The sequence below is a fragment of the Flavobacterium sp. genome, assembly GCF_049240005.1.
Classification (GTDB): domain Bacteria; phylum Bacteroidota; class Bacteroidia; order Flavobacteriales; family Flavobacteriaceae; genus Flavobacterium.
In genome coordinates this window covers 83,383-107,818 of the sequence record NZ_JBMLTK010000087.1, presented here as the reverse complement: position 1 = coordinate 107,818, position 24,436 = coordinate 83,383, and the positions used below count along the sequence as shown (strand labels likewise).

17 protein-coding genes are annotated in these 24,436 nt (G+C 40.8%); 10 read left to right on the top strand and 7 right to left on the bottom strand.

Going from position 1 to position 24,436, the window contains the following annotated elements; translation table 11 throughout:
* Positions 1-124 precede the first annotated feature (124 nt).
* Together map and ACOVQQ_RS09325 are read left to right on the top strand one after the other, a co-directional pair.
* Positions 125-949, top strand: a complete 825-nt coding sequence (gene map, locus ACOVQQ_RS09330; RefSeq protein WP_421817961.1) for a type I methionyl aminopeptidase — start codon at positions 125-127, stop codon at positions 947-949.
* Positions 946-1,728 carry a class I SAM-dependent methyltransferase gene (locus ACOVQQ_RS09325; RefSeq protein WP_421817960.1) on the top strand — a complete coding sequence of 261 codons (783 nt, stop codon included), beginning with the start codon at positions 946-948 and terminating at the stop codon, positions 1,726-1,728. The genes map and ACOVQQ_RS09325 overlap by 4 nt, the downstream gene beginning before the upstream one ends.
* 552 nt (positions 1,729-2,280) lie before the next feature.
* On the opposite strand, the gene ACOVQQ_RS09320 is transcribed toward ACOVQQ_RS09325, so the two are convergent.
* Genes ACOVQQ_RS09320 through ACOVQQ_RS09310 form a run of 3 tightly spaced genes read right to left on the bottom strand, consistent with a single transcriptional unit; the run spans position 2,281 to position 4,579 of the window.
* Positions 2,281-3,318 (bottom strand): hypothetical protein, encoded by a 1,038-nt coding sequence (locus ACOVQQ_RS09320; RefSeq protein WP_421817959.1) that lies wholly within the window; start codon positions 3,316-3,318, stop codon positions 2,281-2,283.
* Positions 3,319-3,336: 18 nt separating this feature from the next.
* Positions 3,337-4,032 (bottom strand): hypothetical protein, encoded by a 696-nt coding sequence (locus tag ACOVQQ_RS09315; RefSeq protein ID WP_421817958.1) that lies wholly within the window; start codon positions 4,030-4,032, stop codon positions 3,337-3,339.
* Complete coding sequence (locus tag ACOVQQ_RS09310; protein WP_421817957.1) at positions 4,019-4,579, bottom strand: RNA polymerase sigma factor; 561 nt, start codon at positions 4,577-4,579, stop codon at positions 4,019-4,021. Before ACOVQQ_RS09310 ends, ACOVQQ_RS09315 begins: the two co-directional genes overlap by 14 nt.
* A 191-nt stretch (positions 4,580-4,770) precedes the next feature.
* On the opposite strand from ACOVQQ_RS09310, the gene ACOVQQ_RS09305 reads away from it, so the two are divergent.
* From ACOVQQ_RS09305 to ACOVQQ_RS09290, 4 genes are read left to right on the top strand one after another with little or no spacing between them, the layout of a single operon-like run.
* Entirely contained in the window at positions 4,771-5,577 is an 807-nt protein-coding gene (locus ACOVQQ_RS09305; protein WP_094487564.1) for a patatin-like phospholipase family protein, read from the top strand.
* A gap of 54 nt (positions 5,578-5,631) precedes the next feature.
* Positions 5,632-6,339 carry a UMP kinase gene (gene pyrH / locus ACOVQQ_RS09300; RefSeq protein ID WP_094487563.1) on the top strand — a complete coding sequence of 236 codons (708 nt, stop codon included), beginning with the start codon at positions 5,632-5,634 and terminating at the stop codon, positions 6,337-6,339.
* Between the two features lie 15 nt (positions 6,340-6,354).
* Positions 6,355-6,918: a ribosome recycling factor gene (gene frr / locus ACOVQQ_RS09295; protein ID WP_298142865.1), complete on the top strand. Its 564-nt coding sequence runs from the start codon at positions 6,355-6,357 to the stop codon at positions 6,916-6,918.
* A gap of 53 nt (positions 6,919-6,971) precedes the next feature.
* Entirely contained in the window at positions 6,972-9,452 is a 2,481-nt protein-coding gene (locus ACOVQQ_RS09290) for a DUF5686 family protein (RefSeq protein ID WP_421817956.1), read from the top strand.
* A 27-nt stretch (positions 9,453-9,479) separates the two neighbouring features.
* On the opposite strand, the gene ACOVQQ_RS09285 is transcribed toward ACOVQQ_RS09290, so the two are convergent.
* Positions 9,480-11,750 (bottom strand): cation:proton antiporter, encoded by a 2,271-nt coding sequence (locus ACOVQQ_RS09285; RefSeq protein WP_421817955.1) that lies wholly within the window; start codon positions 11,748-11,750, stop codon positions 9,480-9,482.
* Positions 11,751-11,923: 173 nt separating this feature from the next.
* On the opposite strand from ACOVQQ_RS09285, the gene ACOVQQ_RS09280 reads away from it, so the two are divergent.
* From ACOVQQ_RS09280 to ACOVQQ_RS09265, 4 genes are all read left to right on the top strand, one after another.
* Positions 11,924-14,353 (top strand): efflux RND transporter permease subunit, encoded by a 2,430-nt coding sequence (locus ACOVQQ_RS09280; protein WP_421817954.1) that lies wholly within the window; start codon positions 11,924-11,926, stop codon positions 14,351-14,353.
* Positions 14,354-14,415: 62 nt separating this feature from the next.
* Positions 14,416-15,849, top strand: a complete 1,434-nt coding sequence (gene asnS, locus ACOVQQ_RS09275; RefSeq protein ID WP_094487558.1) for an asparagine--tRNA ligase — start codon at positions 14,416-14,418, stop codon at positions 15,847-15,849.
* A gap of 72 nt (positions 15,850-15,921) precedes the next feature.
* Complete coding sequence (rpoN, locus tag ACOVQQ_RS09270) at positions 15,922-17,385, top strand: RNA polymerase factor sigma-54 (protein WP_421817953.1); 1,464 nt, start codon at positions 15,922-15,924, stop codon at positions 17,383-17,385.
* A complete protein-coding gene (locus ACOVQQ_RS09265; RefSeq protein WP_421817952.1) occupies positions 17,385-18,011 on the top strand; it encodes a hypothetical protein in 627 nt (208 codons plus the stop codon). The genes rpoN and ACOVQQ_RS09265 overlap by 1 nt, the downstream gene beginning before the upstream one ends.
* A gap of 19 nt (positions 18,012-18,030) precedes the next feature.
* On the opposite strand, the gene ACOVQQ_RS09260 is transcribed toward ACOVQQ_RS09265, so the two are convergent.
* The 3 genes from ACOVQQ_RS09260 to ACOVQQ_RS09250 form a co-directional block, all read right to left on the bottom strand.
* Entirely contained in the window at positions 18,031-18,753 is a 723-nt protein-coding gene (locus tag ACOVQQ_RS09260; RefSeq protein WP_421817951.1) for a porin family protein, read from the bottom strand.
* Between the two features lie 567 nt (positions 18,754-19,320).
* Positions 19,321-22,482 (bottom strand): DEAD/DEAH box helicase family protein, encoded by a 3,162-nt coding sequence (locus ACOVQQ_RS09255; protein ID WP_421817950.1) that lies wholly within the window; start codon positions 22,480-22,482, stop codon positions 19,321-19,323.
* Positions 22,482-24,428 (bottom strand): ATP-dependent nuclease, encoded by a 1,947-nt coding sequence (locus ACOVQQ_RS09250; RefSeq protein WP_421817949.1) that lies wholly within the window; start codon positions 24,426-24,428, stop codon positions 22,482-22,484. Before ACOVQQ_RS09250 ends, ACOVQQ_RS09255 begins: the two co-directional genes overlap by 1 nt.
* Positions 24,429-24,436 lie beyond the last annotated feature (8 nt).

The window sequence follows — 24,436 nt, the reverse complement described above, 5'->3', positions numbered from 1 at the left end:
TTGAATCAGCTGGTTTCAGAACTTTAAAGCGCTTTCAGCTTGTGCAGTCGCAGCCATAGGCCGAAATCCTGCCACCCTATTTGCTGAACCTAGTTATTGCGTACTTTTGCAAAAATTTTTTTAAATGATAATTTCGAAAACAGCCGAGGAAATTGAGCTTATGCGTAAAAGCGCCTTATTGGTAAGCAAAACCTTAGGCATGATAGCTGCTGAAATAAAACCCGGCGTTACTACGCTACAACTCGATAAATTGGCCGAAACCTTTATACGCGATCATCATGCTTTGCCTGGTTTTTTAGGTTTATACGGCTGTCCTTCGACATTATTAACCAGCGTTAACGAACAAGTAGTACACGGTTTGCCAACGAACAGACCTATTCAAGAAGGCGACATTGTTTCGGTAGATTGCGGCGTTTTAATGAACGAATTCTACGGCGATCACGCGTACACATTTGCCATTGGCGACGTGGCTCCCGAAACCTTACAGCTACTCGAAGTAACTAAAAAGTCGCTGTATATCGGTATCGAAGCGTTTCGTGCAGGCAACCGCGTTGGCGATGTGGGAGCAGCCATTCAAAACTACACCGAATCGTTTGGTTACGGTGTTGTGCGCGATTTAGTCGGACACGGCCTCGGACGAAAAATGCACGAAGAGCCAGAAATGCCAAACTTCGGCAAACGCGGCAAAGGAAAAATGTTTCAGGAAGGCATGGTTGTAGCCATCGAACCAATGATAAATATGCGCAGTCGAAACGTAAAGTACCTCAAAGACGGTTGGACAATAGTTACCGCCGACGGAAAGCCAAGCGCGCATTTCGAACACAACATTGCCTTGGTAAATGGGAAACCGGAGTTGCTATCGACATTTGCGTATATCTACAAAGCACTAGGTATCGAATCCGACGAAGAAGCGCCGTTCCGTACACAGCCACTGGTTCTGGAAGCATGAAAAAACTCTTCAAATTTTTGCTCAACGCAGTTCCGCGACCGCTCTTAATTCGGTTGAGCTACGTAGCACGACCCGTTTTGGCGTGGTGGTTGCAAGGACCAGGTTTTACAGACCCAATCGACGGAAAGCAGTTTAAGAAATTCTTGCCTTACGGATACGGGAAACAGCGTGATAATGTGTTGGCCCCCGGTACCTTATCGCTCGAAAGGCACCGCTTGCTGTGGCTGTATCTGCAAAGACAAACGAACTTCTTCACCAACACAGAACTGCAAAAGTTGCTGCATTTTGCGCCGGAGCAAGCCTTCTACAAACGATTTAGAAAGCAAGCTAATTTGACGTATTTAACCACCGATTTGCTGTCGCCGCTTGCCGATGTTAAAGCCGATATTTGCAAGCTTCCGTTTGAGAACGATGCTTTCGACATCATTTTTTGTAATCACGTGTTAGAGCACATTCCCGACGATACAAAAGCCATGTCGGAGCTTTTCCGCGTGCTTAAACCCGGCGGCTGGGGCATTTTCCAGATTCCACAAGATTTGAACCGAGACGTAACGTTTACCGACGATAGCATAACCGATCCGCGGCAACGTGCCGAAATCTTTGGTCAGTACGACCACGTTCGAATTTACGGTCGCGATTACTTCGACAAACTGCGCAAAGCCGGATTCGAAGTTCGAGAAATTGCTGCAACCGATTTTCTCAGTGCCGCAGAGATTTCAAACTATGCTCTGCAGGCCAACGAAATCATTCCACTTTGTTTAAAGCCGCACCTAGCCTAGCCATTCACTTTTTTAATTTTTTGGGCGGCATTTCGCGCTGTTCGTTGCAATAAAATCGCACGTCGGGCGGTTCCGGCTGCTTTTTGCTCAGCTTCCGTTGGTCGCTGTTCAAAAAGCGCCATCACACGCCGCCGTTACGCTTATATTTTCACTGCCATCACGGCCGCGCGGAACGTAATCAAAAAATATTAATTTATGAAAAGTTAGTTTCGAAAACGTGTATAAATGCCGTTTATGTAATTGTTTTTCAATTTTTTAATCTTGGTAATATTGCAATATTACGGTTGTTAAAATTCGCGGCTTTTTTTCGACTATTTTTTTGGAAAACGACATGCGGGAAACGATTGCTGCGGCCCGGATGGCAGCAAAAAGCCTTGCCAAGTGCGGCGCGTGCAAAAGCAAAAAACGCAGAGCGACTAGCAGAAGCTACTGCGGTTTTACCTTTTGCCGTGTTGCGGTGGCAAGCTTGGAGCGAACAGCCGGAACAGCCGCCCATAAAAAAAGCACTTGCTAAAAAACAAGTGCCTTTTCAAAACTAACTAACCCAAAATTTTAATTCATATCGAAGCGAATTCCCATGGAAATGTTGCGCTGATCGACAGCATTGTTCTGAAACAACGGATTTAAATCGTACTTGGCATACAAACTTATTTCGCCGTAGCCAATGTACGCGCTGAGTCCGTAGATGAAGTTATTGGTATTCCAATCGCCTTTAGTAACCACTTTTGACTCGTAGCCGTCGGTGTCGAATTTTTGAACCAGCTTAGAGCGTACGTTCAAACCGGTATAACCTCCTAAACCAAGCCGGAAAGAGTTGTGCGAATTAAAAATCTTTTTCCCGTCTTTTTCTTGAGTTCCTGAGAAGTCTAATTCAAAATGCACCGGAAGCACCAAGTTTACGTTTCTAAAGCGCGCATCCTGCTGTTGTACTGGGTTAACTACTAGGTCGGTTGTTTCTCCGTTGTCTACAAAGTAGCGGTTATCCGTTGGTCGCAAGTCGTTGTATTGCAAAGACAAACCGTATTTTAGGTGAAACAGCTGCGAGTTTTTATCCAAGCGTGTGTTGTAGGTAAATCCCCATTCGTAGAAACGTGATTTGTACACGCGAAAATCGGAGTTGGCAATAGAGCCATTGGTAACCACATTGTTGAGTCCGATGGCAAATACAAATTGAGTGGTGGTGCGCAGTTCGCCGTTTTTATTTCTCAAGCTCTTGCTGCTTAATTGAAACTTGTAATTTTTTGTTTTGGTCGAATCGCTTTTAGCGAATTCTGTTTTTCCATCGATTTTGTTCTGTATTAAGCTGTTGCGCTCCTGATCGATTTCGGCGAGTTTCTCGTCTAAACGTGCTGCACTTTCAGTAGCAAGCTGTTTTTTCTTGGTTTCGGCTTCGGCTTCGGTAATGGTTCCGAATGTCAGTTGGTTGTTAACAGCTTCAAGCTGATTAGCGAGTTGCGCTTTTTCGTCGGTAATGGCTTTTTCCATTTTCAACGACAGGTCATTCAGTCTAGAGGTAAAGTCGCTTTGTGCGTAAACTTTGCAAAGTATAGACGCGAGAAATAAGGCCAAGTACAAAGTAATTGATTTCATGGTAGTGTGTATTGATGATTATTTTAGTGTGTTTCGGTTTTGGACAACGACTTTTACTTCGTTGAATCGTTTGGCAACTGCGGCCAACATCTGGTTTTGGTACTGTCGTTCGGTTTCTTGAGAAGCGGCTTGCAGCAAGGCATCGGGATTGGTTTTAAAACGTGTGCGCTTTTTGATTTTTTCAGACAGTGCGGCTACTCGAGCTTCGTCGGAAACGCTTGGAGCTACTTGCTCAATGGCATTTTGTTCGTTTTGCAACTGATTTTCGAAGGTTGCACTGCCGTTTGCATTTGGCGTAGATGTTTGCAGCGGTACAGCAGCCACTGCCTTTGATTGTTGATTGATTGATTTGATTTTTGGATTGATTGATGAATTGAAACTCGGTTTTTGCTGTATGTTTTGATTTACGGTGTCGCTGCTTGCTGTGTCGTCAGAAACGCCAGCTGCTGGTTTTGCTGTTTCAGAAGAAACAACTTGTTTTTCGGGCAAGGCTACATCGACTATTTCTTCCGATTGAAACAGGTAAAAGCTGAATAGTCCGATAAAAACAGCCACTGCAGCAGCAATATTCCAGTACGGAAAAATTTTGCGAACGGGCTTGCTTTCGTTTGCAGTAAGCATGGCGTTTAAGCGATCCCAAGATTCGGGACGAGGCGAGATTTCTCGATTCTCGAGCGCTTTTTTTATGTGATCTTCTAGTTTATGCGGTTTCATGATTGCTCATCTTTCTTTTAATAATTTGTTCTTGTAGCAAACGTCGTGCGTGCGACAATTGCGATTTTGAGGTTCCTTCGCTGATGTCGAGCAGCTTGGCAATCTCGTGGTGTTTGTATCCTTCGATTACATACAAGTTGAAAACCATTCGATAACCGTCGGGCAAGGCGTCGATTAATTCCTGAATTTCATTCACCGTGAACTCGTGCTGTTGTTCTTCCGACCATGAACTTTCACTACTTAAATCGTCTATAAAAACAGCCTTTTTCTGAACACGTAAGTAAGAAATTGCTTCGTTAATCGTAATCCGTCGTATCCAGCCTTCAAAATTTCCGACACCTGAATATTGCGGCAGGTTTTCGAATACTTTAAGAAAGGCGCAAATCATTACATCTTCGGCTTGGTGAACGTCTTTGATGTATTGGCGGCAAACGCCCAACATTTTCGGAGCGAAGCGGCTGTAAATTTCCTGCTGCGCGTGTCGGTTGCGGTTGCGTGCCAATTCAATGACTTGCTCAAGTTCGTTCTGTAATTTGATTACCTTCACGTTTAATCTTGCTTATATTTTAAAAGACGATTTTCGATCAGAAATGGTTGTATCAGCAATTAAAAAAAGTTGATTTTTTTCAGACACTTTTTGCAACAATCTAAAAATCAATATTTTGCAAAAGTTGATTTTTTTAATGAAACGGCAGTCTCTTACAAAAATTAGGCTAATTTCGTTTAATTCTTAGTCGTATGACACCATTAGCTGAATTTTCAAGCGCAGTAGGTTATGTGTTTTCCGGTGGCGGAAGCAAAGGTTTGGCGCATGCCGGCGCTTTAAAGTTTTTGGAAGAAGTAGAAGTGTTTCCGTCGGAAATTGCGTGCAGCAGCGCGGGCAGTATTGTAGCTTCGCTGTATGCTTGGGGAAAAACTCCGGAGGAAATACTCAGCTTTTTCCAGTCGGTTGATTTTTTTTACTGGCGTCATTTTACTTTTCGAAAAGCGGGTTTGATGGATTCTGAGGCTTTTGCCAGTTATTTGGATGCCATTTTTGGAGAAGCTACAATAGGCGATTTAAAAATTCCGATTCACATTACCGCAACGGATATGATTCGCGGAAAGCTCACGGTTTTTTCGGCCAAAACCCGAATTAAAGATGCCGTGGTGGCGTCGGCGGCATTTCCGGGAATTATTTCTCCACATGTCATTAACGGCAAAGTGTATAGCGATGGCGGGATTTTAAATCATTTCCCAGCAGATATTTTACAAGGTCGTTGCGATTACTTAATCGGCATGTATGTGAGTCCGTTACAAGCCATCGAAGCCAAAGATTTACGCACTATTAAACACGTAACCGCGCGGGCATTCGATTTGCTTAGCGCGAATACCAACAACCAAAAGTTTAATATTTGCGATTGGGTGATTACGCCCGACGATTTGTCGGCTTATTCTACTTTCGAGACTAAAACGTACCGAATGCGTCAGATATTTGATATTGGTTATCAAGCGGCGCGCGATGCCTATTTTCAGAAGTTTATTCATCCTGCATTTGAGCGATAAGCTTCTTCGCCGATTACGGAATTCCGCTATATTTGCACAACAATTTTAAACGCTATGAAATACAAAAGAATTTTGCTAAAACTGAGTGGTGAAGCGCTCATGGGTTCACGTGCTTACGGAATTGATCCAGGAGTTTTGGCAAAATACGCTGATGAAATTAAGCAAATTCACGATCAAGGAGTACAAATTGCCATTGTTATTGGTGGTGGAAACATTTTTAGAGGTGTTGCCGGCGCTTCTAACGGAATGGATCGTGTTCAGGGCGATTATATGGGAATGCTTGCAACCGTAATTAACGGAATGGCGCTGCAAGGTGCTTTGGAAGACAAAGGTATGCTAACACGCTTGCAAACCGCATTGAAAATTGAAGCGATAGCCGAACCGTATATCAAACGCCGTGCGGTGCGTCATCTCGAAAAAGGACGTATCGTTATTTTCGGTGCAGGAACCGGAAATCCGTATTTCACCACAGACACTGCGGCGGTACTACGAGGCGTAGAAATCGATGCCGATGTTATTCTTAAAGGAACACGTGTGGATGGGATTTATACCGCCGATCCAGAAAAAGACAGCTCAGCAACTAAATTTGATACCTTGAGTTTTGAAGAAGTTTTGGCTAAAGGATTAAATGTTATGGATACGACAGCCTTTACCTTAAGTCAAGAAAACAAACTTCCCATCGTTGTTTTTGATATGAACGGACAAGGAAATTTGCTAAAAATTTGTAAAGGAGATACCATAGGTACTGTTGTTACCGTTTAAATACAAGAAACTGTTATGAACGAAGAAATCGATTTTATTTTAGACAGCGCTGAAGAATCCATGAATGCGGCAATTGCCCATTTGGAAAAATCATTTTTGAACATTCGCGCAGGAAAAGCATCTCCGGCTATGCTCGGAAGTGTTTTTGTAGATTATTACGGATCGCAAACACCTTTAAATCAGGTGGCTAAAATCAGTATTCCAGACGCACGAACAATTACCGTACAACCGTTCGAGAAAAATTTGTTACACACCATCGAAAAAGCCATAATGATTGCCAATTTGGGTTTCAACCCAATGAATAACGGCGATGTGGTAATTATCAGTGTTCCGCCGCTAACCGAAGAACGCCGCCGAGATTTAGCCAAACAAGCTAAAGCAGAAGCTGAAGATGCGAAAATTAGCGTGAGAAATGTGCGCAAAGATGCCAATACGGATATCAAAAAGCTAGAAAAAGACGGTATGTCGGAAGATGTTTGCAAGTCGGCAGAAGACGAAGTGCAAACTTTAACTAATACGTACATCAAAAAAATAGACGAATTGACAGCTGCTAAAGAAGCTGAAATCATGAAGGTCTAATTCGTATCAATTACTCTAATGTCCGCCTTAGTGCGGACATTTTTTTACCGCTTATGCAAAAACTAGGTGTCACGCTTTTCTTTATGCTGCTGTTGTGTACAGCGCAAGGCCAGCAGCAGTTGCGTGGACTAGTAATCGATTCGAACACGGCACGCGCAGTGAGCGGAGTTTCGATAGTAGCCGGCAGTCGGGTAACGGCAACCGACATTAACGGATATTTCGAAATTGAGGTACAACAGCTGCCTGCTCTAATTAAAATTAGTGCCTTGGATTACGAGTCGCAAGAATATCGCTTTGCAGACGTGTTTCCCAAACAAATAAAATTGCACAGCAAACCGAAACAAGCGGAGACAAACCGCAATGCAACAGAATTGCTACAAAAAATTATTGCAAACAAACGCAATAACGATCCGTTGAAAAAGCTGCAAACCTTTGAAATCGAAGCGTATAACAAAGTTGTTGTAACTGCTAATGCTGCCGACGTTGATGCGAAACTAGACACGGTTTACAAGCGCAAATGGCTGGGTAAGAAGCGTATGGAAATCGACAGTAGCAGTGTGAAATTTAAAGCTTTAGTGCAAAAGCAACATTTGTTTGAAGCAGAAAAAGTTTCGAAATTTCAATTGAGCAAAGGCAATTTTAAAGAAACAATAACAGCCGCGCGTATGTCGGGTTTGCAAACACCCATTTACGAATTGGTCGCTTTCCGATTGCAATCGTTTTCCGTGTACGAAAATTATTTTGAAGTACTCCAAACCAGATACGCCTCGCCACTAAATGCCAGCGAACAGCATTTGTTTCAAGTTACTGTTTTAGACACCGTTCAATTGTCGAAAAGAAATCTCGCTGTTTTGCATTTTGAAAATAAGAAGTCGCGAAAAAAGGGATTAAGCGGGATTTTGTATTGTGACTTAGAGAATTTTGCAATTGCGGCAGCGGTCTTTAGAGTTCAGGGCGTTCTTGATGTAACGGCCCGTTACGAGTTTAGCTATGATGCGGAGAGTTCTTTATACATCATATCCAAAAAGGAGTTTAAAGTTGTTAAAGGAAAGAGCAACAAAGACATTAGTGTACTCGGAGAGACGTTTCAGTTTGATCCAGAAGACAGTCCGATTTATCGAACGCGCAAACAGCAGCTCACCGATATAACGTATTTGCTTTCTCAAACGCATTATGAAAATCCGAAGCTCAATACTGAAGTTACTATAAAGAAGGCGGCAATTGCGCTTCAAATTAACGACGCAGCAGTTCGCCGACCGGTAAGTTATTGGAATGAGTATATGCAACGATATCCCGACGAAAAAAGTCCGGAAACGTATCGAAAACTCGACAGTTTGGTGCGTGCCGAAGGTATAGAAAGCAAGCTGCGCATTGGTAGAAAGATTTTAAATGGATACGTGCCGTTTTCGTTTTTTGATATGGATTTGCGTCAGTTGCTGAGCTACAACAATTTTGAAGGTTTTCGGTTGGGCGTTGGTGGTATAACAAACGAGCGACTTTCACAGTACATTAAATTTGACGGTTACTATGCCTTTGGAACGAAAGATCGAAAAGCGAAATACAGTTTAGGAACTGCAGTTCGTATTGGTAAGTTTTCGAGCTCTTGGATTGGCGCTGGTTTTTCAGACGATATTCGAGAGATTGCGAGTACGAGTTATACGATCGATAAACGTGTTTTCAAGTTATACGATCCGCGCCCAATTAACATTTCTACTTTTTACAATTATAGGTCGGTTCGCGCTTACGCAGAAACGAAAATCATTCCCAAAACCGAGAGTATTTGGCAGTTCCAACACATGGAAGTTACACCGCTTTTTAATTACCTGTTTAATTACAACGGGCAATTATTTGACAATTTTACTCTTTCCACGTTCCAAGCTTCAGTACAATGGAATCCGTTTTCTGATTTTATGCAAACTCCCACCGGTCGTGTAGAAATTTATAAGAGGTATCCGCGTTTCACGTTCCAGCTAACTAAAAGTGTTAAAGATATTTTTGGAAGTAATTTTGATTTTCAGAAGCTCGACGCTCGGGTAGATTATCAGAAGAAGTTTATTGGCGGTGAGCGATTTTCTATTTTACTCGAAGCCGGAATGGCATCTGGCGCAGTGCCTTTAACGCATTTGTACAACACAGCCCCAAACAATTTAACGAAAGACAGATTACTGCAGCGCATCACTATCGCGGGTAAAAACAGCTTTGAAACCATGTTTTTCAATGAGTTTTTCTCTAGTTCGTTTGCTGCATTACACGTAAAACACGGCTTTAAACCGCTGCAAATTAGTGGAAAAATAAAACCTTTAATTGTCTTGGTTACGCGCGGTGCTGTAGGAACGATGCGCAATCGAGAACGTCATGTTGGCATTCCGTTTAAAACGCTCGACAAAGGGTTTTTAGAATCGGGTGTAGAGTTGAATAAAATTTACAGCGGCTTCGGCCTCACCGCATTTTATCGTTATGGACCCAATCAACTTCCGCGATTAGAGGATAACATCGCAATAAAGCTGAGTTTTATGTTGAATTTAGGGTTTTAGTTTGAAGTACGATTTTTATTTCAACAGTTACGCCCGCATAATCAGCGTTGATGGACTGTTGCTCAACCAAACACTTTGCGAACTAACAAGCTTTCGCCAACTTTCGAACGATACCAGCATAATGTCTTGCTGCGCCAAAAATTCTTTCTTTAGAATCCGATCTTCCAACATATCGGTACTGCCCGGGAAATCGCGTTCAATTAAGTCGAGCGCTCCGTAAAATTGCGCATTGTTTTTGACCACGTTGTTTGGATCGATTAGCGTAACCGAAGAAACGCCGTTGCGAATCAATCGCGCAGCGTAATCAATTAGAAAACGATCGTCTTCACTGAAAATCGGCAGAAAAACTTTGTTGATTTGTTCTAAGTTCTTTTCCACTAAAATTCCAACCGGCATTTTTGCTTTGGATAAGATGAGTCGCGTGCGCTCGTCGAAAGGCGAATTGGCAAACAATCCTTCTTTTCCCGTGAATTTATCCAACAAACGATCCGGATTAATGATCGAAGTCGTAATTCCCAAAACCTTACCCAATAAAGTGCCGTCAAAAATCGACTGTCCCAAGCCAATGAGCAGCAAATCGTAATCGCCTTGGTTCGAAATCTCGACAATGTCGGTATCAATGTCGTTCGACGCTTTAAAAATCGTTAATATCGGCTGGTTTAAATTTTTAGCTTCCGTTAGAATCGGATTGAAGTTTTTGTTCTCCAGTTCGTCGAATTCGAAGGTGTGTAATTCGTTACTCAAGGTGAGGTGCATCGCGGTAACGATACTTGTTTGCTGTTCTTTCTGCGTAAGCGCATGAGACAATCGCAGCAAAGCCTTTCCGCGCTCGGCGTTTCCAAACGACAATAAAATCTTGAATTTATCGCTCAAAGTAACCGTTTCCGGTACAATCGAATCTTTTTTCTTCGAAATGTAATTGATTAAATCCAGCGCCGGACCCGTCATAAATGTGGTTACTAACGCCATGATTACCATCATTGTAAATACTTCGGTGGTAAGCACGCCCAAATCTAAACCGATGTTCAAAACAATGAGTTCCATCAAACCTCGCGTGTTCATCAGGGCACCGATGGTGAACGAATCGCGCCACGACTGACCCACAAACTTTGCTGCCAATGCCGAACCTAAGAATTTTCCGGCAACAGCTACTACGATGATTATACCGGTCATTTTCCATAACTCCACGTCGTCTATCAAACCAATTTGTGTACGTAAACCCGTGAAAACAAAGAAGAGTGGCAAAAGTAAGATTACAGAAACGTCTTCTACTTTTTCAATGATAATTCCGCGAAAGCGTGCATTTTCAGGCATAATTGCACCGGCCATAAACGCACCAAATAAGGCGTGGATTCCAATAATTTCGGTTACGTACGCTGAAATAATGAGCGTTAACAAGAAGATAGCTACTACCGGCTTGCTCAAACTTTGGCGTGAGTTTTTCAATGCACCAACGCGCGCCAAGAAAGGCTTTACCAATTTTAGCATCAGAAAAACGTAGGCTACTGCCATAGCAATCACGTACAATGACGAAATTAACGAGCCTGCTTTAACAATGGCAATTACGGTGGCTAATAGGCACCATGCGGTTATATCGTCGGCAGCCGCGCACGTAATTACGATGGTTCCGAGCTTTGTTTTGTGAATGCCTCGTTCCTGAACAATGCGTGCTAACACCGGAAATGCGGTGATACTCATGGCAATTCCTAAAAAGAGGGCAAATGAGGAGAAGGCAATACCTTTTGGAGCAAAATCAGTGAAAATGAAGTAGGCGAGGGCCGTTCCGAGCGCAAACGGAAAAATGATACTCGCGTGACTGATGACTACGGCATCGTTGGCTTTATTTCGCAACGCGCTTAGGTCGAGTTCCATTCCGATAACGTACATGAAGAGTATTAATCCAATCTGACTCAAAAACTTCAAATTCGCTAGAGACGCCACTGGGAAAAGGGCTTCGAAAAATTCCGGAAAATACATGCCAACGAGCGAAGGTCCGAGTACGATACCGGCAATCATTTCGCCAATTACGCTGGGTTGTCCGATTTTTCTGAAAATCCATCCGAAAATTCGAGCTGTTAGAATAATGGTTATGATTTGGAGCAAAAGTATCGCTAGAGGTTCGCGTACACTTTCGATCATCGATTCGACGAAATGTCCCCACTGGTCCGGAATATTTTTCAACGCCGGCTTGGGAACATAGCCTTGCATTTTTTTGCCTTCAATGAGAATGAAGTATATCAGCGCTGAAAATCCGCTGGTTATCAATATGTAAAAAGCTGTGTTTTTAAAATTCTTCATTCACAAAAAGACCTAAAAATTCAAATGTCGATGTTTTCAAATATATACATTTTCTTTTCAAAACATTTTACGTGAAATTTAAATTGTAAACGGATTAAGAAATGCCGTAAAAACGCGCATTTTCCTATTCCATAACCCTTAGTTTTACGCTACCTTTGCCGAAATTTTTTTGGATGGTTAAGTGGTTTAGTTTGGGCTTTTGGGAGTTAATTGCGCGGGTTGTTTTGCGAAATAAAACACTCATGCTCATAGCTTTGGCCGTTTTAACTGCCTTTCTCTGTTTGCAGTGGAAATATATCAAGTTTACGCACACGGAAGCAAACTTACTTCCGGCCGACAATCCTGTAAATGTTGAGTACAACGCCTTTTTGAACCGCTTTGGCGAAGAAGGAAACCTTATTGTTATCGGAATTAAACAGCAAGATTTGTTTAAACCACAGGCCTTTGAGAAGTGGCAAAAATTGATTAGCAGTTTAGAAAGCGACAAAGAAATTAGCCTGGTTCTAGCCCCAAACAACCTGAAAGTTCTCACGCGAAACGACTCGATTCAAGGTTTCGAACTCCGATCGTTTGTCGACGCGGCTAAAGTGAAAAATCAAAGATATCTCGATTCGCTTCAAAAAGTTCTGTTTACAAAACTTCCGTTTTACCAAGGTTTGTTGCTCAATCGAGCAAGCGGAACGGTGCGCGCCGCCATTTACATGCGAAAAGATTTGGTAAACACGCCCGAACGTAAACAATACATACTAAAACGCTTTGTTCCGCTGGTGGAAAATTTCGAGAAAGCAACGAAAGTGGATCTTCGCGTAAGCGGTATGCCCTACATCCGAACCTTAAATGCCGAGAAAATTTTATCGGAAATCAGCATTTTTATCGGTGCTGCATTGCTCGTTACTTCTTTACTGTTTTTCTATTTTTTTCGAAGTTTCAGAGCTACACTTATCTCGGCCATCATTGTGATTATTGGCGTAATGTGGTCGTTCGGCATACTCGGTCTTCTAAACTACGAAATTACAGTACTCACCGCGCTGGTTCCCGCTTTGGTAATTGTTATTGGCATTCCGAACTGTATTTTCCTTACCAACAAGTACCATCAAGAATTTAAAGTACACCGAAATAAAGTTAAGGCACTGCAACGCGTTACCACAAAAGTGGGTATGGCAACGCTCATGACCAATCTGACCACCGCTATTGGTTTTGCCACTTTCGTTACTTCGAACAATCAATTATTGTTGGAATTTGGAATCGTAACTGCAATAAACATCATGGGCTTGTTTGTCTTGTGTTTGATTGTGATTCCGATTGCACACAGTTACATTCCACCGCCGAAAGATCGCCATCTCGAACACCTCGATTCCAGTGCCGTGAAAACTTTTATGGATTGGATACTGCGCACCGTAAAATACAATCGTTTTTCCGTGTACAGCGCGGCGGTAGCCTTACTCGTGTTGAGCATCATTGGAATATACAAAATGCGTATCAGCGGCAGTATCATCGAAGACATGCCTCGAAATACCGACTTCTTCCGCGATATTCAGTTCTTTGAAAAAGAGTTCGACGGCGTTATGCCACTGGAAATAATGATCGACACCAAGCGCAAAAAAGGTGTGATGAAATCGGCTACTTTGCGTCGTATCGACGAGCTCGAACAAGCGATCGATGAAGTGCCGGGCTTGTCGAAACCACTCTCGGTGGTTGGTGTGATAAAATACGCCAAGCAAGCGTATTACAACGGAAATCCGCAATTCTACGCACTTCCTACCTCTCAAGAACAAGCGTTTATTCTTACCTACATTAAGAATTCTTCCGGAAGCCAGAAAACCGATTTATTGAAAAGTTATGTCGATTCAACCGGGCGCTATGCTCGTGTAACCACATTTATGCGCGACGAAAACGGCGATAAAATTCCACTCATCGAAGCCGAACTCCGCAAAGAAATCGATAAAATTTTCCCGAAAGATCGCTACACCGTAACAATAACCGGAAAAGCTTTTGTCTTCCAGAAAGGAACGGGCTATTTGCTCGATAATTTAATGTCGTCGTTGCTGTTTGCCTTTTTCCTGACCTGTTTGTTAGTTGGATTTATGTTCCGTTCGCCGAAAATGATTTTAGTATCGCTCATTCCAAACATGCTTCCACTTTTATTGACAGCTGGGTTAATGGGCTTTTTGGATATACCATTAAAACCATCTACCATTTTAGTTTTTGGAATTGCCTTCGGATTATCGGTTGATGATACCATTCGATTTCTGGCGCAATACCGTGAAGAACTGAAACGCAACAACTGGAAAATTCGAAAATCGGTTTATGCCACATTTAACGACGCCGGTTTAAGTATGTTCTATACTTCGATTGTGCTCTTTTTTGGATTTTCGGTGTTTATGTTGTCGAGCTTCGGCGGAACGATTGCTCTCGGCGGACTCGTTTCGATAACACTTTGTTTCGGCATGTTATCGAACTTAATGCTACTTCCATCGCTGGTATTAACACTCAATAAAACCTTGGCAAACGAACAAGAATTTAAAGAACCTATTGTTCCGATTGCCGAACGCACCGACGATGAAATCGATCAAATGCCCGGACATCGCGATTTATCGTCTTAGCATAAAAAAATACTTTTTAAACTATATTTGCGCGCTATTGCAAATTAACAGATTGCCCGATTATGAAATATTCTAAGGTAAAAGATTTATTGGCCGGAACCCTTGTAAATACAGAGGTTGGCGTTCGCGGATGGGTACGAACTTTTCGTAACAACCAGTTTATTGCATTGAACGACGGATCGACAATTAACAACATTCAATGTGTTGTCGACTTTGAAAATACCGATGAAACAACTTTAAAGCGAATCACAACCGGTGCTGCTTTGCAATTGCACGGCACTTTGGTGGAAAGTCAGGGCGCCGGACAAAAATTTGAAGTTCAAGTAACGCGTTTGGAAATTTTGGGCGATTCGGATGCGGAGAAGTTTCCGATGCAACCGAAAAAACACAGTCTCGAATTCCTGCGTGAAAACGCGCATCTTCGCGTGCGTACCAACGCTTTTGGAGCCATCATGCGCGTACGTTCGGCACTAGCTTTTGCCATTCACCAATATTTTAGAGAAAAAGGCTTTGTGTATGTACATACTCCTGTGATTACGGGTGCCGATGCAGAAGGAGCGGGCGAAATGTTTCAAGTAACGTCTTTAAACCTAGATCAAATTCCAAGAAAAGAAGACGGAACCATCAATTACAAAGAAGATTTCTTCGGAAAACATACCAATTTAACGGTGTCTGGTCAGCTTGAAGCGGAAACCTACGCGATGGCATTAGGGCAAGTCTATACATTCGGACCGACATTTCGGGCCGAAAATTCAAACACCTCGCGTCACTTAGCCGAATTCTGGATGATTGAACCCGAAGTAGCGTTTAATGATTTGCACGACAATATGGATTTGGCGGAAGATTTCATTCGTTACGTCATTAAATACACGCTCGATCACTGTGAAGACGATATCGCCTTCCTCGAGTCGCGTTTGTTAGACGAAGAGAAATCAAAACCTCAAGCCGAACGCTCGGAAATGAAACTTCGCGAAAAGCTGAACTTTGTTTTAGAAAACAACTTTAAGCGCGTTTCGTACACCGAAGCAATCGATATTCTCAAAAACAGTAAACCCAATAAAAACAAGAAGTTTGCCTACGTGATCGAAGAATGGGGCGCCGATTTACAGTCGGAGCACGAGCGTTACCTGGTTGAAAAACACTTTAAATCTCCAGTAATCTTATTCGATTATCCGGCAAACATCAAAGCGTTTTACATGCGTTTGAATGAAGACGGAAAAACCGTTCGCGCTATGGATATTTTGTTCCCAGGAATTGGGGAAATTGTAGGTGGTTCGCAGCGAGAAGAACGCTACGAGGTACTGGTCGAAAAGATGGAAAAACTCGGAATCGACCAAGAAGAATTGTGGTGGTATCTCGATACACGCCGCTTCGGATCGGCAATTCACTCCGGTTTTGGTCTTGGTTTCGAACGTTTGGTGCTTTTCGTTACCGGAATGAGCAATATTCGCGACGTAATTCCGTTCCCAAGAACACCACAAAACGCAGAATTTTAATCGTTGGAAAAATAAATTTCGGCTTGACACACGTGCTTCTAAATCCGTAAATTTAGGCTACCAATAATCGTTATGTTAAAACAGCATCTAAACCTCAAACTCTCTCAGAAGCTTTCGCCTCAACAAATTCAGTTGATGAAATTGATTCAGCTTCCTACCCAAGCGTTCGAACAACGCCTCATGGAAGAAATGAACGAGAATCCGGCACTGGAATCCGGCACTGAAGACGAATTTGAAAAAGACGCCTACGAAAACGACAGTTACGACGAATACGATAACGACGACAACGAACACATCGATGCCGACGACATCAACATCGATGAGTATTTAAGTAACGACGAAACGCCCGATTACAAAACACAAATCAATAACTACAGCGACGACGATGACGACCGCGAATCGCCGTACGCCGCAGCGGTTAGTTTTCATCAAGATCTTATCAATCAGCTCAATACCTTCATTCTCTCCGAAAATGAGCGCGCCATAGCCGAGTTTCTTGTGGGAATGATCGACGATATGGGCTACATCCGCAGAAGCATCGCCGATATTGTAGACGATTTGGCTTTTACCCAAGCCATTTATACCGACGAAAAAACTGTGGAACGCATGCTGCACGTAATCCACGAGCTCGAACCTTCGGGCGTAGGTGCGCGCGATCTGCAAGAGTGCTTGCTGCTTCAATTAAAACACAAAACACCTTCGGAATACGTTGATTTAGCCATCGATATCATCGAGAACCAATTCGATGCCTTTACGAAAAAGCACTACGACAAACTCGCCCAGAAATACGGTGTCAGCAACGAGCAGTTGAAAAAAGCGATTCACGAAATCGAGAAACTCAATCCGAAACCAGGCGGCTCGTTCGCAGGCAGCAGCCGACTCACCGAAACCGTTGTACCCGATTTTGCGATTCGCATCAACAACGGCGAACTCGAACTCACGCTTAACGGACGTAATGCACCTAGCTTGCACGTATCGCGCGATTACCAAGAAATGATGCAGACATACAAGGTTTCTCGCGATAAATCGTCGCAACAAAAAGAAGCCGTGCAGTTCATCAAACAAAAACTCGATGCAGCAAAATGGTTTATCGATGCCATCAAGCAACGCCAAGAAACGCTGTTTGTAACCATGAACGCCATCATGCATTATCAAGAAGAATACTTCTTAGATGGCGATGAAACCAAACTGAAACCGATGATTTTGAAAGATATCGCCGATTTAGTCGGTCTTGATATCTCAACCGTTTCGCGCGTGGCTAACAGTAAATATGTGGAAACGCCCTACGGAACGAAACTCATCAAAGAGTTTTTCTCCGAAGCCATGAAAAACGATCAAGGCGAAGACGTTTCTACCATAGAAATCAAAAAGATTTTGCAAGACGTAATCAGCGAAGAAGACAAGCACAAACCGCTGCCCGACGATCAATTAGCCGAAATTCTCAAAGAACGCGGCTATCCCATTGCGCGCCGAACCATTGCAAAATACCGCGAACAACTCGACATTCCCGTGGCGCGTATGCGTAAGAAAATGTAATGAATCAGCAGCTAAAAAAAGCACTTCGCAACATCCTAATCGGATTTTCATACGTGTTCCATCCGCTGTTTACGCCGCTATTTGCCGTTACTTTCTACGATTTTTTTATTGGCATCAATTATCCTGCCGAGGCAAAATACTTGTTTTACATCCAAATAATATTAGTTACGGTACTTATTCCGCTAACCGTTTATTTCTTACTGCGATCTTACAAAAAAGTAGAGTCAATTATGTTGGCAAATGTCAACCAGCGTAAAATGCCTCTTGCCATTCATGGTTTATTGGTATTTATCTTATTGAAAAACACGGTTTCGGTCGAGTTTGGCTTACCGCTGTACTACTTTTTCTTAGGAACTTTAATCAGTACGCTGTTGGCGCTAATGGCCACTTTTCTAGAGTTAAAAGTTTCGTTGCACCTCACTGCTACAAGCGGTCTGGCAACTTTCGCTGTGGTAACCTCGCTTTTTTTTCAGGTAAACTTGTTGCCGATAATTGTACTACTCGTCTTTTCGATCGGTGCTGTAGCCACATCGCGACTCCTCATGAAAGCACACACGCCAAGCGAATTACTCGCGGGTTTAATCGTCGGAACGGCACCCCAATTGCTGTTATTGTTCTGGTTTTAAAGGATCTAGCGAAGTGTTTCTACAAAATATAAAACATCAAACCTAAATTTAAGGTCGTTAAATCAATGCGCTTCCCATCTATACTTGCGTTACGGAATAAAGGTTGTGCGCCGTAATACGCGTAAAAATTCCACGTATTGTAGCCCGCCGAGAGGTACGGACCAAATTGCCACTTTCGAAAATCCGGATTATTGATTACCGTAACCGTTTCATTTCCAACAAATTTTGTTTTCGAAAAAACCAAATACGAGGCTTTCACACCGGCGTAGAATCGCCAAAATTTATGCGACTCCGGTGTTGAATTCCGAAATCGAATTTCGAGCGGAAACTCCAATAAAACTTGTTCTAATTTATTGCGGTCGTAATTCACGTCTTGTAAAATCACGTAGTTTCGTATACCGTCAAACTCACTCACCTGCAAATCGTGGTGGTATTTGTTGTACGAAATGCCCATACCGGCGGCTACAGCAAACGTTCGCTTTTTGTTCAGCGGAAAATCGCGCAGAAAACCACCGCCAAAACCGGGCGAAACACCGTTTTGCGAATATCCGTCGGGCGTTTGTCTCACCAAATTGTAAGTAATACGCAGGTAAAATTGGTCTTCGCGATACAGCGAATCAACTTTCGAGTAAAAGGTCGTGTCGGCAACCGTCGTCGGAAGCTCCTGCGCGGCTGCAACAAGGCTGCAAAAAATAAAAAGCACAAAATATCGAAGTCGCATAATTCCTATCGGTGTAACCATGTTGTTAGCGAAGATATTACATTTATGTAAGCGTTTCCAAGCTATTTTTACGATTTTAGGTCGCTTATTTGGGCAACTGCCCGGCAAACGTTCGCTGGAAATGCTTGTGCCGGTCACCGCGCTTTCCAAGTCAAGGTGCGCTAAAAACAACAACAACAGCTACACGTCTTATAACCTGAGTTCGATTTAAAAATTGCGGTCAGAAAACAGATAAATGGTTGATTACAAGGCAGATTTGTTTTGGGATACTGTAGTATCGCAAAAAAATCTAACGAAGTAGGCAGCCGTTTATCTTTTTAGCGCGGAAGTTGTTCCATTCTCTTGTCATCTGATTTCACAATTTGTTGATTCCAAGCGATCTGACAAAGATTTTTAATCGAACTCAGGTTTCTAGCTTCCGCTGGTCGCTACAATCCGCGTGCTGTTGTACGTTTTTTTTCGCGCACGCTTGCTTTTCCAATCGCTGTTGCAGAAAAATCGTGTTAACGTGTGTGCATAAAAAATCGAGAAAAATGTAGCTCAATTGCCATGAACCCCAGATTAATTCGCAATTCAAACAATCTTTAACTATTTTAAAATCGATCTAAAAAGTAGGTCAAAAAAATCTCTTTGCTCCCTTTGAAAAAATACATGATTTGAATTAAAGTCCTCAATACTTTCTTGTCCTTTCCAATGTTTCAATTGGCTGTAAGGTGTGTTAGAAATAATGAATGAATTTAGTTCAATGTCCGGGTCGTTCAATTTTTGCTGAATACTTGTCTTGATGGTTTTATGTAACTGAATTTTAGGGTCTGTCAAACCTTGAATTTGTCTAAGCCCTTTGGGGTCAATAAATGAAACGTATTGCTTGTTGCCTATGACAAGCCAAAGGATAAAGTCAGGGAAAAAGTTGTTTGCTTCAAAAAAGCCAATCCCTTTTTTACTCATGTTTCTCAGCAAGTACAGTTGTTTGTCTTTGAAGAACTCCGTATTTGTGTCAAAATATTGTTTTAGGTCTTCAACTAAATCTCTTTCGCCTTTATTCAAAGGAATCGGTTGTATTTTTATTACTTCTTCATATCTGCCTTTGTCAATATAAATTAATGGCTGATAAAGATGAAGATTGGCATACAAAGCCTCAAAGTCACTGTCGATTTTAAAGTTTTCCTGAAATTCTTTTTTGCGAACTACTTCCTTTAATTCTTTAATCTTTCCGATTAGCCTGTCCTCTGTCTTTTTAACGAGAAAGTTGTATTCAGCTTCAAAGTTTGGATGTGTGCTATCAATAAAAGCAACTTCTATTTTGTCGCTGTAAAACTTGTTTTTTTGATAGTTGTAAAGTCTCTCTACAAATGATTTTAAAAGCGTAAGAGCCAGTTCATGCCAAAGTTTTACTTTGCTATAATCAGTTAATTCAAGCTCGCTAGACGGAATTAGCAAGGTATACCATTCCGGACTTTGCAGAATATCCTTTAATGCTTCAATTGAAAGGTTTACATTATACCAACTGCGTTCATTTTTGAACTTCTGTATTTCAAAATAGATTTTATTCCAGTCTAAGAAGGCAATATGAATATTTTCAAGTTTACCTTCTTCAACCGTTACTACCGTTGAAACATTGGTGGTTTTAGAACTTTTTAATACCTGAACTTTCGGATACCAATCCACTAATACTGGCGGAACTTTTTCTGTAATTACAGCATCCACAAAAACATCCCGTTTAAAATTGGAGCCATCTTTAACTTTGATGTATTTAAGTTTCTTTTCCGACAAATCAGAAATTGTTGGCAGAATGTCAACGGTAATTTTTTCAAAATCAGAATCCGTTGGCAATCCTTCTTCTTCAAGATAATCTTTGAATTGCTGCATATAATCAGCTCTTAAACCGAAAATATTAAGTGTTTCAAGAATTGGCAATACTTCAGGAATGTAATCGGGCTTTAAACTGGCATCTAAAGCAGTGCTGCGTTTCAATGAAAACTTATAACCTTTCAAACGAACACCTCTACCAAATAACTGAATAATTTCAGAACCCTCACCACGACCGATATTCAATAAACCCATTGTACTTACTCGCCAACTGCTCCAACCTTCACTGAATTTTTTTGAACCTATAAGGATATTTACTTTACTGGTTTTACTGTTGATGTCGTGAAATAATGAACTTGAAAAATCTCTTTCCCCAATGTTCATTTTGTGAGCTTCGCATATTTTCAATAAACCTTTGTCGTCACCAACATTGATTACACCAAAATACTCACCGTTTCCAATGCGTAAACCAATTTCACCATCTTGCCCTTTAAGGTTATCAATATGCAATGAAGCTCCAGCAACATCAGAATTGAAAACTTCTCTCAGAACATCTTGAAAAACCGACTGTGCTGATTTGCCTGATTTACGAATTTCTTTAAAAGCATTTCTAAAAATGGAATGCCCTAATTCATTGTTCAAACCATCTTTGGCTTCTAACAATAGTTTTATTCGCTCAATAGATTGTGTGTCATTCTTTGCAAATGCCTCAATGAACTTTAATACTTCCACTACATCAGAAGCCGTTTCTTTACTGATGCTTTTAGTTACTTTACCACCTACAAAAATCGCTAATGGTTTATCGATCAAAAATGGCTCTACGGCTTTGCTATGCTCTTTGAAAACCAATAACTGTTCATAGAACGAGAGTAAACTGGCAGTCAAATAAAGAACAACACGTTCTTCTTTTCCCGGTTCATGCCATTGTTCATTTAGGTTTAAAATCTGATAATCTTTTCCATAACCATCGTTGTAGAAATAACGATAGGAATAGTCAAATAATGTTGCCTTTCCGTATTCATCAATCAATGTTTTTTGTTTTGCTCCCGATAAAGCATGCACAGCCTGTCCAAATGTTGCTGAATACTCAAATGAAAAACCTGTTTCACACAAACGATTGCGTTTGTCTTTCCATTCTGTACCACCCGCACCTCTGTGACCTTCATCCACTAAAACTAAATTATTGCCTTCAAACGCTTCCACTGCAACGGTTTTATTGCCGCTTGTTTCTTCGAGTTTGTGAATGTCAATGATTTCAATTTTTTGACCTGAAAATAAAGAGCCGCCTGATTTATCAAACAATTCCGCTTCCATGCCTGACTGACCAAACTCCTTTAAATGCTGTTTGGAAAGTCCTTCATTAGGAGTCAGCACAATAATTCTGTTCAGCGATTTTTCAAGGTTATGTTGGCTTAGGTAATACCTATACTGTAAAATATTTACATGCATCAACAAGGTTTTACCTGAACCGGTAGCGTTCCAATAAGCCAGTTTGTTTAAATCGTTGACAATGGTTTCTAATTTGAATTCAGTGATGACTTTAAAATCATTACCATGCTTACCGTGATTGAAGTCTAAGAAAGTGTTTAATTCACTTTTTAGGGCTGTTTTATCAGTGAAGTATTTATCTATATAGATTTCAGTAAAAAGCAATGCCAAATACTGAAAATATTTCCATTTGATGGGTTCTGTTCTTTTCGCTGAAATGGTTTGTGTATGTGAGAAAATATTTTGATCATATTGAAGTAATAATTCCTTGGGAAGATTTGCATTGCTGTAGAACCTTGCTACTAAAGCATGATGAAAATGAGAGACATTGTTTTCATCATAACCTTCCAGTGCCGAATCCTTTAAATCAGACGACAATATCTCCAAATCTGTTACCCCAAACAGATTGAGAATGTATTTATTGAGTACGAGTGATGAACTGAGTTTTGCCATTAAATTCTATTTAGAAAATCCCATTCTGAAATCCATGTAGATTTATCAACCAACTTGATTAATTCGATAAAATCACTTTCAATAGAGAAGTTTATCCCATGTTTATCAACTGTTTGTTTGATAACAAACTCTACATCGACCTTATCCATCACCTTAAAGTACTCTTGCTTGCTAATTGCATCATTAAAATAATTGGGTAGATAATGTGTATAAGCATAATCATCCATCCTGATTATTTGCTCTCCAAAAATTTCATTTGCTTTTTCAGCTTTACTTTTCCTAAACCTATAATAAGCATTTTTAAAAAATTCTTCATTGAACTTTGATGTTAATTTGACATCATAATTCAAGTAATTCGATTCTAAATCATCAAAAATAACTTGCTCGCTAACAATTGTTGCTGTTGCTTTTTCTATCAGTTTTGATAATAGTTTCGCTGTTTTTCTTAAATCAGAAAACAATGTTGACTCAAAAGTATAAGAGCTTGCACAATAAGTATCAATTCCTAATTTTTCTTTGAATTTTTGAGTAAATAAGTCTTTGTGCTCGTTTGATAATTCATCTTTGTCAAAAACTAAAACAGATTTGTCCCAAAGGCTTGTTCCATTTTTAAGACCTGAAAAAACAGCTTTATAGGAAAGTATATTTTCAAATACTTCGCTTATACCTCCTAAAACCCAAAACATGTATTTTTTTCTGTTGTTCAATTGTTGGTTAAGCAATATTCTAAACACTTTTGCATCATCTTCTCCCTCTACAAAAAGAAGCCTATCGGCCTCTAAAGCATTTATGAAATCCAAACCAGTAGTGTTGCCAATAGAACGAATTACAGGAGATAAGTTACTTGGCATTATACCTTTGAAGTGCAACCCTAAATGACCTGGGTCAATATTAAAATGAATACTTCTTATTTCTCCAGTAGGTTTTCCTTCTAAATGGAAAACTTGATGAGGAGCAGCACTTCTAATTAGTGATTCGTTGTGTGTAGATAAAAATGTTTGCACTCCACTACCGTATTTATTGAATACTTCGACTAATCTTCGTTGAATATCTCTGTGGATATGACTATCCGGCTCATCAAGTAAAACAATATTTAAATCCGTCTTATTTTCAGATTTCAAATGAATATTCAGAAGAATACCGATTATTTGTAAGGTACCACTTCCTAGTAAGGATAAGTCTTTAAATACATCTTTAGTACCAACTCTGAAAAGAATAATTGCTTTAGCATCTTTTTGGATACTAGTTTCGGATTTAAATTCGATTTTTTTCTCTGAATTGTAAAGCACATAATTCAAATCATTTAGAAAAGCCTCGTTAAGAGCGGCATCGAGTCCACTAATAATTCTATAAAGCCTGTTTCTTAAGACAGTTTCTGATTTTCGTACTAATAGCTGCTCCTTAATGATTGGATCGGTCACAAAAGCTTCTTCAAGATTTATTTGTGCGACAGGCGTACTATAAATTAATGATATTGGACTTGGTAAATTAGCAAAATAATCATTGAACGCTCTGTGTTCATAGGTGCTATAATTTTGTAAAGAAATAACATAGTTACTACCAGAACTTGATATGGTGAATGGGATGCAAAGTTCTAGGTCTTCTTCATCTATTAGCGTTAATGCTAACAAGACTTCGTTCTTTTTTACTCTTTGGTGAAATATATCTTCAAAATTGGGACTTCTCACCGAATTGATCTCATTGAACGGGAAGTACTTATTATAAGAAGGGCCTAATACATAATCTCCTCTTTTGTAGCCTTTTTCTCCTCTTTTGGCCTCAGAAATAAGTTTAGTAAAACACTCTTGCCAAAGTGATAAAGCCTCTAGAACCGTTGTCTTTCCTGAGTTATTTACTCCAGTTAATATATTCAAGTCCTTGTTAAAATACAAGGTAATGTCCTTAATGGACTTGAAATTCTTGATTTGAAATTTATGTATATGCATATACTTCT